The 11765-nt window shown below is 55.8% G+C and carries 9 protein-coding genes; 4 read left to right on the forward strand and 5 right to left on the reverse strand.

From position 1 onward, the window contains the following. Positions 1-35: 35 nt before the first annotated feature. From OSO_RS0112610 to OSO_RS43285, 3 genes are all read right to left on the reverse strand, one after another. Positions 36-1265, reverse strand: coding sequence for a Kelch repeat-containing protein (locus OSO_RS0112610; RefSeq protein WP_010583670.1), 1230 nt, complete (start codon positions 1263-1265; stop codon positions 36-38). Positions 1266-1402: 137 nt separating this feature from the next. After that, complete coding sequence (locus OSO_RS0112615; protein WP_029246948.1) at positions 1403-2482, reverse strand: DUF1559 domain-containing protein; 1080 nt, start codon at positions 2480-2482, stop codon at positions 1403-1405. A 123-nt stretch (positions 2483-2605) separates the two neighbouring features. Further along, positions 2606-3001: a carboxypeptidase regulatory-like domain-containing protein gene (locus OSO_RS43285; protein WP_157605166.1), complete on the reverse strand. Its 396-nt coding sequence runs from the start codon at positions 2999-3001 to the stop codon at positions 2606-2608. Positions 3002-3749: 748 nt separating this feature from the next. Between OSO_RS43285 and OSO_RS0112635 the strand changes: the two genes are divergently transcribed. Further along, the gene (locus OSO_RS0112635; RefSeq protein WP_010583673.1) at positions 3750-5027 is read left to right on the forward strand and encodes a metal-dependent hydrolase family protein; all 1278 of its coding nucleotides are present in this window, start codon (positions 3750-3752) and stop codon (positions 5025-5027) included. Between the two features lie 128 nt (positions 5028-5155). On the opposite strand, the gene OSO_RS0112640 is transcribed toward OSO_RS0112635, so the two are convergent. Then, positions 5156-6391, reverse strand: a complete 1236-nt coding sequence (locus OSO_RS0112640) for an aminotransferase class I/II-fold pyridoxal phosphate-dependent enzyme (protein ID WP_010583674.1) — start codon at positions 6389-6391, stop codon at positions 5156-5158. Positions 6392-6999: 608 nt separating this feature from the next. Here OSO_RS0112640 and OSO_RS0112650 point away from each other — a divergent pair. Both OSO_RS0112650 and OSO_RS0112655 read left to right on the forward strand, forming a co-directional pair. Further along, entirely contained in the window at positions 7000-7740 is a 741-nt protein-coding gene (locus tag OSO_RS0112650) for a glycosyltransferase family 2 protein (protein ID WP_010583675.1), read from the forward strand. A gap of 151 nt (positions 7741-7891) precedes the next feature. Then, positions 7892-8842: a mannonate dehydratase gene (locus OSO_RS0112655; protein WP_010583676.1), complete on the forward strand. Its 951-nt coding sequence runs from the start codon at positions 7892-7894 to the stop codon at positions 8840-8842. Between the two features lie 64 nt (positions 8843-8906). On the opposite strand, the gene OSO_RS47870 is transcribed toward OSO_RS0112655, so the two are convergent. Beyond that, complete coding sequence (locus OSO_RS47870) at positions 8907-10913, reverse strand: Ycf46 family AAA ATPase (protein ID WP_010583677.1); 2007 nt, start codon at positions 10911-10913, stop codon at positions 8907-8909. 317 nt (positions 10914-11230) lie between these two features. Between OSO_RS47870 and OSO_RS0112665 the strand changes: the two genes are divergently transcribed. Beyond that, positions 11231-11683, forward strand: a complete 453-nt coding sequence (locus tag OSO_RS0112665; RefSeq protein WP_010583678.1) for a DUF2165 family protein — start codon at positions 11231-11233, stop codon at positions 11681-11683. Positions 11684-11765 lie beyond the last annotated feature (82 nt).

Raw genomic sequence — 11765 nt, forward strand, 5'->3', positions numbered from 1 at the left:
GACAAACCTCTTGGAGATCGAACTCAGTATTCCTTTTAGGGAACTTGCAACGCTTTCGCGTCGAATTCAACGCGGCTCGTTCCTTTTGAGCTGTTGCCGCCGAAGAGCAGGAATTCGGGATTGCCGGCATCATTCATTTTCAGCGCCGATTCCGTATGGTCGTCGTGAACGTATGGCATCGGGCCGACACGGATGAACTTGTTTTGCGCAACGTCGAAAATAGTGGCCGAATTCAATTCGACATCGGGGCCGGTCAACGGATCATGCTCGCCGCCCGCAATGAGGATATACCGGCCGCGCAGCGCATGTCCGGCGGGAAACAGATCCCAGGCGGAATAATCACTCGTGCCGACTTGTACCCCGGACGGTGCCTCATTAAAGCCCGCCAGACTGGGCCCGGCGGTGAACTTCCTCGTCGCGACGTCAAAGAACCACGTCGCGTCCGTCGTCAACGCGTCCACCGTGTTCTGTCCCCCGGGAATGAAAATTCGCCCGTCGTACAACTCGAATGCTTTTGTGTCTTTCAGCGTGGTCGGAAGCTGAGCGGGCGATTGGGTCCAAATGTTCTTGAGTGGATCGTAGATCTCGGCATCGGTTTGAGCCCCGCCGATGACCACGACACGGCCATCCTTGAGGGTCAGCTGAGCATGCAGCGCACGGCCCGAGTGCAAGGGCGCGGCGGGTTGAAACCGATTTGTCGCGGGGTCGTAGATGTCCACCGCCGTGACGCCGGTTCCGTTCAAGTTATTTCCCGCCGCGTTGCCACCGGTGAGGATCACGCGTCCGTCGTTCAGCAGTGAGATACCGTAGCCCTGACGCGCAATGGAAAGCGTGCTCTCCACAGAGGTAAACTCGCCTGTGGCGGGATCGAACAGTTCCGCCGAGTCGACTGCGGCATCCGACTTGAATCCTGTGGAACCGCCGGCGAACAAGACTTTTCCGTTCGCCAACGTCACGGCATCCAACGACCAGCGGGGAACCTTTAGCGCCCCTGCCGACGTCCATTGCCGCTTCACGGGATCGTAAAGTTCCGCAACGGTGGTTGCCGTGGGCGTGGCGGACGTGAGATCCAATCCCCCCGCCACAACGACGCGACCGTCCTTGAGAAGTGAAGCCGCGCCAAGAACGTGAACGTTTCGGAGCGTCTTCTGTGGGTCACCGTCTGTCCAGGTTCCATAGATCTGGGCATTAACTGGACCATTCGCAACGCATAGGCAACAAATAAAAATCACCAACCATGAGAACGGCTGTGCATTCTGTCGCATATTTGAGGCCTCTGACTCGCGTTGCTGGCAACCGGGCTTTCACTGAGCGCAAAAAAAGTCTCGCAGCCCACTCGAGCCACGAGACACGGAATCAGTTCTATATGAAGTTCGAGCTCCCCTCGCAACAAGCGACGGGATTAGAACTCGCCCACCACTTGACCGTCAGCGCGACCGAGCAGCCGTTCAAACGTGCTGTCGATGAATCCCGCCCCCGAATGATCGGGAGGTGACAGTGCAGTGGCACCACCAATGCTGTTCGGCTTGTGATCGATGTTTTCGCTGATGAATCGCACCGATCCATCTCCCAAAATAAAGTGAGCGCCACCAACATGGTTGCTTGAGAAACCACGCGACTGGTGGTTGGCATTTGTCACTTGTTGATTGATCCCCCAATACGGAATCCCAACCACAGCCAGACATGCTCGGCACTGCTGATTCAAGTAACTGCCGCTCGATGCTGCAGGACTGAATCCCAAGGCATTTCCTGCACCAATGTTCAAATTCTTAATTCGGAAGGCACGTTCACCCACAAGCAATGTGTTGCTCGAACCATCGGTAAGATCTCGGATCCCGATTTTCGAATCTTGCCAAGCGACACCTGTTGGTGGGCCATAGGTCCCAAAGAAGAAGATCGTTGCGGGCGTGATGCTGTCGCCGGTATCGGCCACCATCACGTAGTTCGACGTCGCGATGGACACGTTCGCAGTGCCGTTGTTGACCTTACGGCTGTACGTTGCAAAGTCGGACTGCTGCGTCGCGTCGGCACCGAGGCTTCCGTCGAAGTTATTCAACCCTGGTGCAGTGTCGCTTGCACAACGAAAGGCGGCCAAGGGTGTCGTGAGTGCGGCAGCAGGCGCTCCCCCCGCGGCCAGCAAAGTATCCATCCGATTCGTGCCAGGGCTAAGCGTATTAAACGTGTTGCCTTGATCAAGATACGGAAGGATCAACGCGCCCCAACTCCAAATCGTTGGTTCACCGGCACCGGAAGCGGTGATGGCACTGACCCAGCCAGGTGGGAACGTGTTCGAGGTGTCGTGATAGTTGTGCAACGCCAAACCAATCTGCTTGAGATTGTTTTTGCACTGGGTGCGACGAGCTGCTTCGCGCGCTTGCTGGACAGCAGGCAACAGCAACGCGATCAAGACGGCGATGATCGCGATGACCACCAGCAACTCGATCAAGGTAAATCCGTGTCGATTCCTTGGCCTCAAAATCATGACTGACTCCAAAAGAAAAAACAGACAAAGGAAACGGTCCGACAAAAGACCGTTTAGAACAGACGAACACTCGCTAGAAGGAAACCACAAACCGTGGTGAATTCGAACTTTTTTGAGACGCGCTCAGTCCAGAATTTCTTTCGTCTTTTTGGTCGGCGCTGGTTTCGCTTTCGCATCCGACTCCAGATCGAAATCGAACACGTTCTTGCCGGCTTTGACTTCGGCCGTCAGTTCGGATTTCTCTTGATATTTCGAGGGGATGGGATGCGACGGTGCACCCGTGGTAGGGGCAAAGATGCTCACTTTATTCAGACCAATCTTGCAGCCGTAAACCTGATACAGGTATTGAAGTTGGTACTTCCCCTGCTTATCAGTCAGTCCCGTGGCTGGTCGCCCGTTTTCTGGCATAAACGTCACGATCACGTCGCTCAGCGGTTCCCCGTCGATCTTGACCGATCCGGAAACCTGACCTATTGGCGGCCGATCGCCTTGGCTACATCCATTAATCATACCGGTCACGATCAGTACCATTATCGGTACGACAAATCTTGAACAATGCATAGTGAGTTTGAGTTCCCTGAGAGTCCGAGAAATAAGACAACGATGGAAAAAAACAGGAACCTTGACGGGCTCAATTCGATGAATTCAGGTCGCGATCAAACGAGTCGTCGCGACAAATTAGTGGATTGATTCAACGTCGAGAGTGTTCGCAGCACAGCTGTCTGTTGGTCATCTCGATGCGAAGAAAACACGAGTTCTCACGGTGTAACCCATGACGAATATCGAAAATTTGAACTGGGTACAGAGCCCGCCGGAACCGCAAAAAACGAATGGCAATGACATGGGACAAATGTCATCGTAAAGCCGAGTCAAATTTTGGATCGAACGCAATCAGCAGGAAGTTCAGGATCAAGTGGCTTGCCAGTGCGACAAGTGGCACTGAACATATATTCACATGCCCATCTAATGTGAGATTTCGTGAGCGCTTGAAGAGCCTTTGATCAGTACTTATAGGCGTCGTCAGCCTGTCTGTCTATGAAAATTTAACGGAAATTTCATATGTAACTCAACTTACTTGTTTCAGATTGGCTTGATTGGCTTCGGATTCAGAAATGACCAATTTGGGACGCCCCCAACTTCGGTTTTGGCAGACAAGTACGATGCGACTTTTCGAGGTGGTCGAAGTCCGAGGCGATTGACTGTACGATCGTCTGTTCGGAAATCGAAATGCCGATTCATCAATCCACGCCTACAAGAGCTTCTACCTATGAAGACTGCCACAGGTTGCACGGTAATTTCCCACGGAACCGCGATTTTAGGAACTGGCGCGGCGCCGATCCCCGACGCGACCGTGATCGTTCGCGACGGAAAGATCGATTATGTTGGCCCCACGGCACTCGCTCCGCTGATTGATCGCTCCGCAACGACGATCAATGCACGAGGCGGGACGATCATGCCCGGATTGATCGAAGCCCATTTTCATCCGACGTACTTCAACGTCGAAGCTCTCGAAGACCTGGACATCAAGTACCCCGTCGAATACGTCACGCTCTTGGCGGCGGCAAATGCCAAGCTGGCACTGGAATGCGGGTACACCGCCGCCCGTAGTGGGGGCAGCCTGTTTAACGTCGATGTCTGGTTGAAGAAAGCGATTGAGAGCGACCTGATTCCCGGTCCGCGGCTTGCTGCGAGCGGTCGAGAAATCTGCGGTGTCGGTGGCCTGATGGATTGGAACCCCGACTACCGTAAGATCGGCATGGACGGGTTGGTCCTGCTGATCAATGGGGCGGACGAAGCCCGATCCGCGGTACGGAAGCTGGTCAAGGATGGGATCGAATGGGTGAAAACCTACCCAACGGGTGATGCCGCATCACCCGACGTCAACGACCATCACACGCTGTGCATGACCTTTGAAGAAATGCATGCCGTGGTCGCCACGGCACACAATCACGGCCTAAAAGTCACCGGGCACTGCCGAGCCACAGAGGGCATCAAAAACGCACTTCGCGCCGGCTATGACACGCTCGAACACGGGACATTCGTCGACGACGAAGCGCTCGACATGATCCTGGAGCGAAATACCCCCGTGATTCCGGCGCTCTATTTCGAGCTGGCCAGTATTGAGCGCGGCCCCGAGTTCAAACTGTCGTCCCGCGTGATCGACGGACATCGCGAAACACTCGAAGGCGGTGCCGAAAGTGCACGGCGAATCTTCAAAGCGGGCGGCCGAATCGGATTGGGCGGCGACTATGGATTTGGCTGGAATCCGCACGGGCAATACGCTCGCGAACTGACTTTCTTCGTCAACTACGTCGGTTTCACCCCCATGGAAACACTGACCTGCGCGACAAAAACCGGTGCCGAAATTCTGGGTCGCGAACACGAATTGGGAACGCTCGAAACCGGAAAACTGGCCGATGTTCTGGTCGTCGAAGGCGACGTTCTGGCGGACATTTCGATCCTGGAAGATCGCCAGCGACTCATTGCGGTCATGCAGGGTGGCGTCGTGAAGGCGGGCCAGTTGGTCCGTCCGCCAACGATCTAAGTCGCGTGCTGAAGCCGACGTAACTCCTTCAAGAAGTTGACAAATACGAAGACCCTGGCGGAATCAACGGCCGCCAAGGTCTTGTCATCTCATACGCACATCGCCCGCACAAAAATTGCCGAAGCTTCTTAGGCCGCAGGAGCCGCTTCCGCCTTTAAGCAGGTTTGAATCTGACGAACGGCCTGCCGCAGTCGCTGGCTATTCTCGACGATCGCCAGTCGCAAGTAGCCTTCGCCTTCTTCTCCGAATCCACGTCCCGGACTGACGGCGACACCGCCTTCCTGCAGCAGCTTCATCGAGAATTCGATCGAACCCATTTGAGCCCACGGTTCGGGAATCTTCGCCCAGACGAACATCCCCGCCTTGGGCTTTTCGATATCCCAGCCAATCCGATTCAGGCCATCAACCAGGGCATCGCGGCGAATCTGATACTCTTTGGCGATCGCTTCGACCGCGGGTTCGCAGTTCCGCATCGCGATGATGGCGGCGATCTGAACGGCCTGGAAAATCCCATAGTCGTAATAGCCCTTGATCGTGGCGAGAGCTCGCACCATCTCGCGATTTCCCGAGCAGAAGCCGATTCGCCAGCCGGCCATGCTGAACCCTTTGCTCATCGTCGTCATTTCGACGCCGACGTCGATGGCACCCGGTGACGCCAGAAAGCTGGGGGCCTGGTAGCCGTCGTAGCAGATGTCGGCGTAAGCAAAATCGCTGATCACCAGGAACTTGTATCGCTTCGCCAGAACGACCAACTCGTCAAAGAACTTTTGCTCGATGCAGGTCCCCGAAGGATTGTGAGGGAAGTTGGCGACAACCAGCTTTGGCTTGGGATACAGATGCTCGCACGTGTAGGCGACATTCTTCAGAAATTCCGAAGGATCGCGCACGTCGAGAGCGATGACATTGCCGGACGCGAGCATTACCGAGTAAGCGTGAATGGGGAAGGTCGGTGCGGGAACGATCGCGGTGTCGCCGGGCCCCATGAGCGCCAGACACATATGGCTGAACGCTTCTTTCGAACCCAGACAGGCGATGACTTCGTCGTCGCCGTTCAGCTTGACGCCGTACTTCCGATCGTACCGCTTCGCGACTTCGCGGCGCAGGCTGGCGATCCCGTTGGCGACCGAATACCGGTGGTTCTTCGGTTCGAGCAGGGCTTCTTGCATCTTGTCGGTGATCTGTTGATCTGGCGCGTCCGTCGGATTGCCCATCCCCAGATCAATCACGTCGACGCCCGCCACACGCTGCTGGTATTTCAGCTTGTTGATTTTCCCGAACAGATAGGGCGGCAATCGTTTAAGTCGATCTGCGACCGGAATCGAAAATGGATTGTCAGCAAACGGGATTTCCGATTCGTTACGCATGGTGTTCCTTTCGCAACCTCAATTCGACAATTCTGTATTCCGTGGAGAGATTCTAACAGACACGCGAAAACGCCGGAAGTTCGGCTCTGAACCCCAGTCTCCCTACCAGGAATTGATCGAGAAAATCGAAATCTCGAAGCCGATTCTTTTGAGGAAATGACTCGTCTTTCGCTTTTTCTCTTCGTTTCACCGCGTCTGGAAGGCAAGCGAGTTTTCCCGCAACTCCATGCCACTGAGCCGCATCAGATAGGACCATCTGATTCTCAGATCTCCTACCCATAGCCCCACTTCCATCCACCGCCGCGGCCAATATCTCAGCCATTTTTTGTCGGACTCGGCTTGGATCTGTGGGGTCTGTTTCCCACGATCCGGGCCATCAACGGCGTAATAAGCGGACTTGCGAGCAGAACTTTCGAGCGTGCTTAGGTTATTTCGATAGATCGGTCGACGGTCGTCTGCACCACGCTCATAATGAAACCTCTCGGAAGATCGACTGTTTGACTGCACCTGAACCGAAAAGTTGAGTCACCGTGCCGCCCACTTCGAATCCCGTCGTCTCATCCCATGTCGCAACATCCGCTCTGCCCCGTGGCAAAACGATTGCCGTCATGCCCGCCTACAACGCGGCCAAAACGCTGGAACGGACCGTCGCCGACATCCCTCCCGGATCGGTCGATGAGGTTATCCTGGTGGATGATTGCAGTCGCGACAATACCGTTGAGATTGCCGAACGGCTTGGACTGACCGTGATTCGGCACGAAAAAAATCTCGGTTATGGCGGTAATCAAAAAACCTGCTATCGACGGGCACTCGATAACGGGGCGGACTACATCGTGATGATCCACCCCGACTACCAATACGACAGCCGCGTGATTCCCGCGGCAATCGACATCATCCGGCTGGGGATTTGCGACTTTATCATGGGCTCCCGTATCCGAACGCGCAGTGAAGCATTGGCGGGGGGCATGCCGCCCTGGAAATACATCGCCAATCGTTGCCTGACGCTCACCGAGAATGTCGCTCTCGGTCAGAATCTGGGAGATTTTCACAGCGGTTTTCGAGCTTACCGTCGGGAAGTTCTCGAAACGATTCCTTATCAGCAGAACTCGAACGACTTCGTCTTCGATAGCGAATTCCTCGCTCAAGCAGTGCACTTTGGCTTCAAGCTTGGCGATATCCCCGTACCCGTTCGCTATTTTGACGAAGCGTCGAGCATCAATTTTCGCCGGAGCGTCACTTACGGATTGTCGACGCTGGGGGTCCTGGGGAAATTCTGGGGACGTAGACTGGGGATCTGGAAATCACCTCTTTTCAATCCCAAATCAGCCGACGCGTTACCCAAGAATTAGGGCCGTGTTGAAATCACGGGGACGACTTCCGTCCAAATTCAAGAACGCCAGAAAATCGTGAAGATCACGGTGCCCGCCCCCCTAATTTTAACGGGCAATTTGTGACACCGCGACTCTATCCTGACAAGCTCGCGAGCAAGGCCTATTCGAAATGATGCAACTGTCGACCGTACTCACTCCCATGTCCGACGAAAACCTGACGCTCGCCGCGCAGTGTGGCGTCTATGGCGTCGTCGCCCGCTACCCCGGTCCCCATTTGCAGGATTTACTGCAAGTACGCGATCGGATTGAGTCATTCGGCCTGAAGCTGATCGCGATCGAAGGGGGACTGCCCATCGAACGAATCAAGGTCGGCCAAGACGATGGCAGCGATCTGGCCGAGATGAAGCTGCTGATGCAGAACCTCAACAAGGCTGGGATTCAGTATGTCTGCTACAACTTCATGGCGGGTACAGACTGGGTTCGCACGCGGCTGGATGCCCCCGAGCGGGGCGGAGCGAAAGTGACGTCGTTCGCGTTGGCGGATGTGGAACAGGCGATGTCGCTAACCATCGGCGCACAGCAGGTCGGACGCGAGATGATTTCGGCCGAGGACTTGTGGACGAATCTGACGCGATTTCTGCAGGAGCTGCTTCCGGTCGCCGAAGCCAATGGCGTCTTTCTGTGCATGCATCCCGATGATCCCCCGCTGCCCGCACTCTTGGGAAAATCGAGGATCATGAATTCCGTCGAGAACTTTGAACGTCTGGTCAAACTGGTCCCCAGCCGGTCGAATGCGATTTGTTTCTGCCAGGGAACCTTCGCCACGATGGGAGCCGATATTCCTGCGGCGATTCGACGCCTGGGTTCGCACATTCAATATGTGCACTTTCGCGATGTTCGCGGAAACGCAGAATCCTTTGCGGAAACCTTTCACGATAACGGTCCCACGGATATGGCGGCCGCGATTCGCGCCTATCGAGAGATTGGCTTCCAGGGGCCCATTCGCCCCGACCATGTTCCGCAGCTTGTCGGTGAAGACGACGGTGAGCCTGGATACACCATGCTGGGGCGGCTGTTTGCCTATGGCTACATCCGCGGTCTGCTGCACGCGACGAAGTGACGCGTCGAACCTCACAAGGACCGGATGCTTTGTACGCGGGCTTGGTGTGCACGATACATCCGAATCACGATGGCGCAAGCCGCATCCGCCCGATACGCGAAAGTCGGGTCCCGTGGACCGGATGCGGTGCTGTACGAACCGACGCTGGCAACCAGGCGGCCCGCGGAATGCGATCGTCAGTTGGTTCCTTCAGCACTGGCAGGCGAATCCCCTGTTGAATCGACTTGTACCGATCCAGCTCCGTCGGGTGAATGTAGATCCGTTTTGAAGCCGTAAGCTCCGTCAGCAGTTCGCTCAATGCCTGGCTCAGTCCCGCCCACAGGACGGTATTGGGATTCGTTCTGAGGGCCAGCCCCTGGTCCCCTGCGACTTCCATATACGGCCGCATCACATCGACGATTTCCGGGAAGAGGACTTCCCCCTTGGCGCGGACGAACTCGACAATCGCTGCCTTCAACTGTCCGGCCGATGCAAGCTGCATCCACGGTGGTGCCGTCGACGCAGCGGGATCCGGCTTCGCACTTCGCGCCAGATCGTTGCGATGCTCGGCCTCGAGCATCGCAGTCACGCGGCTGTCGGAGGTCGCGCGGCGGCAACGATCCTGAGCCCAGTTGCGCAGGGCGAAGATCTTATCTTCCATCGTGATCGAAAGAGGAACCGTCGCACGCCAGGCTCGTTCCAAGTCGCCCTGCGCCAGAACACGGTGGTCACCAAAGGCTTCAATCAATGCCGACACGACGATCTGTTCCAGTTCCGATCCACTGAAGCCTTCGCTGCGACGCGCAATATCATCGATGTCGAGCTGCTCTGTTTTCCAGCCGCGCTTTCTGAGATGGATTTCGAGAATGTTTCGGCGTTCTTCGAAATTCGGGAGATCGACGAAAAAGAGTTCATCAAATCGACCACGGCGCAGCATCTCGGGCGGAAGTCGTTCGATGGAGTTTGTCGTAGCAACGACGAAGATGGGCAGATCCAGCTCCATCATCCAGGTCAAAAACGTCCCAAGCAGCCGCACCATGGTGTTGTCGGCACCGGCGCGACCATCGTCTTCGACGCCAGCGAACCCTTTCTCAATTTCGTCGAGCCACAACACGGCCGGAGCAATCGACTCTACCAGATTTAGCACGTTGCGCAGGTTTCGTTCGGATTCACCACGCTGTGCTCCCAGGACGGCCGCGATATCGAGGCGAATCAGGGGAAAACTGAGAATCCGCGCCGTCGCACGGGCGGTCAGACTCTTTCCACACCCTTGTACCCCCAGCAACAGCACCCCTTTCGGCAGTGGGACGTTCTGTTCACGAGCGCGCGGAGAATACGCCTCGGCCCGTTTCGAGATCCAATCTTTGAGTTGATCCAAACCGCCGATGTCACTCGCACCGTCCTCAAGGTCGTAGAACTCGAGGATATCTGACGCCGTGGCAAGACTCCGCTTTTCCGAGATCAACGTCGCGAACAGATCATCGTTCAGTTCGCGGCACGAATGAAGTGCACGTCGCCAGGCCTGACATGCTTCCTGCGCCGTCAATCCCATCACCGATTTGATCAGACGGTCTTCGTCGTCCGTACTGAGCTGTAATGTTGAAGCATCCGAGGTCTGCAGATCAGACCAAACCCGATCGAACTCCTCGCGCAAGTCGTCGTAGTCGGGCATGGGTAGCTTGATCTTGATCGACTCCTTCTCAAGCTCGAGCGGAACGGCGGAAACAGGACCAAAAAACAACAAGGTTTTCCGCTGCTTGATCAGTTGCGGCAGCACGTCGCGGATCGAACGGACAATATAAGGGTCGGACAGGAACGGATGAAAATCTTTGACGAGAAACAGATGCTCGTCGGGATAGAGACTGAGTTGATCCAGCAGCAGTCGCGCCGACGGCGGTTCGTTGAATTGGTCGGACGCGGGCGGTTGCAGCCCCCGCGTAATCGTCCAGGTGACCAGCCCGCGTTCGAGCTCCATCGCCACCTCGGCCAGTTCGCGTTCCCAGCGATCTTCTTCCGCCGAGTTCAGAAAGATCAGCGGATACCCCGATTCGATCCGGGCACGAAGATCATTGAGGACGTTCGTCGTTTTCATAGGATCGTCTGTTCTCTCTCGGTCTCTGGGCGTGCCAGGAGAGCGGCTCGGTGAAATGGGACTCGGCTGACATGTGACATTCGTAACAACGAACGTCCAGTCTATCGATTTGGAAATCGAGTTTTCCATGGACCACCGTATCCTCGTTGGAAGGCCGTCGACACCGCTGCCGCAACAATTCACGGCCACCGCCCCCTTCAGAATTCGTTCTGAAAGCCCCACACGCCGACAGGGGTTTCCAACACGCTCGAGGTTGGCATCAAGCTGAAATTGGTCGTAGAGTGAGGCGATCGACGCGAGACACAAGGAGTGACGGTGTGGCCAACATCCTTTTTCTGAAACGATCGCTGCTCCTCTTCTGGGCGATTTGGCTATTCGTGATTCTTCTCAGTAACCTGACAGATGCCGCGAAAGAATTGGGCTTTCTCGGCGAATCCTGGGTATTCGCTTCAGGCAACTTCCAATTCCTGAAAGCGACAACCGCCCGGTACGGCAACCCCGCGATCGTGGATCGCCTGCTGTTTTGTGGTGTCATCAGTTGGGAAGGTCTCGCCGCACTGCTGTTCTGGCGAGCAACCTGGACTTACCGAGGCAAAAAAGCGGGCCGCGATCATCTCTATCGCGCCTTTACGGCCTCACTGTCGTTATGGGCGGCATTCGTCATTGCCGATGAAATCTGTATCGCGTACGCACTGGAAGCGACGCATTTACGGCTATTCATCGCCCAATTGGTGACACTCTTGGCGATCGAACTGCTGCCGGAAGAATGACGCTTCCACACGTTCGTCGCGCGACAAAACGACCGCGATTGAAGCAACAGCGAAGGTCACATTCTCAAGTTGGATGCCGTTG

The sequence above is a fragment of the Schlesneria paludicola DSM 18645 genome, assembly GCF_000255655.1.
Taxonomy (GTDB): domain Bacteria; phylum Planctomycetota; class Planctomycetia; order Planctomycetales; family Planctomycetaceae; genus Schlesneria; species Schlesneria paludicola.

What these genes read in the sequence shown, in the direction of transcription:
- OSO_RS0112640 (WP_010583674.1), bottom strand. Translation starts at nt 6,391, where the DNA reads ATGCGTAACGAATCGGAAATCCCGTTTGCTGACAATCCATTTTCGATT.
- OSO_RS0112615 (WP_029246948.1), bottom strand. Translation starts at nt 2,482, where the DNA reads ATGATTTTGAGGCCAAGGAATCGACACGGATTTACCTTGATCGAGTTG.
- OSO_RS0112655 (WP_010583676.1), top strand. Translation starts at nt 7,892, where the DNA reads ATGATGCAACTGTCGACCGTACTCACTCCCATGTCCGACGAAAACCTG.
- OSO_RS0112610 (WP_010583670.1), bottom strand. Translation starts at nt 1,265, where the DNA reads ATGCGACAGAATGCACAGCCGTTCTCATGGTTGGTGATTTTTATTTGT.
- OSO_RS0112635 (WP_010583673.1), top strand. Translation starts at nt 3,750, where the DNA reads ATGAAGACTGCCACAGGTTGCACGGTAATTTCCCACGGAACCGCGATT.
- OSO_RS47870 (WP_010583677.1), bottom strand. Translation starts at nt 10,913, where the DNA reads ATGAAAACGACGAACGTCCTCAATGATCTTCGTGCCCGGATCGAATCG.
- OSO_RS0112650 (WP_010583675.1), top strand. Translation starts at nt 7,000, where the DNA reads ATGCCCGCCTACAACGCGGCCAAAACGCTGGAACGGACCGTCGCCGAC.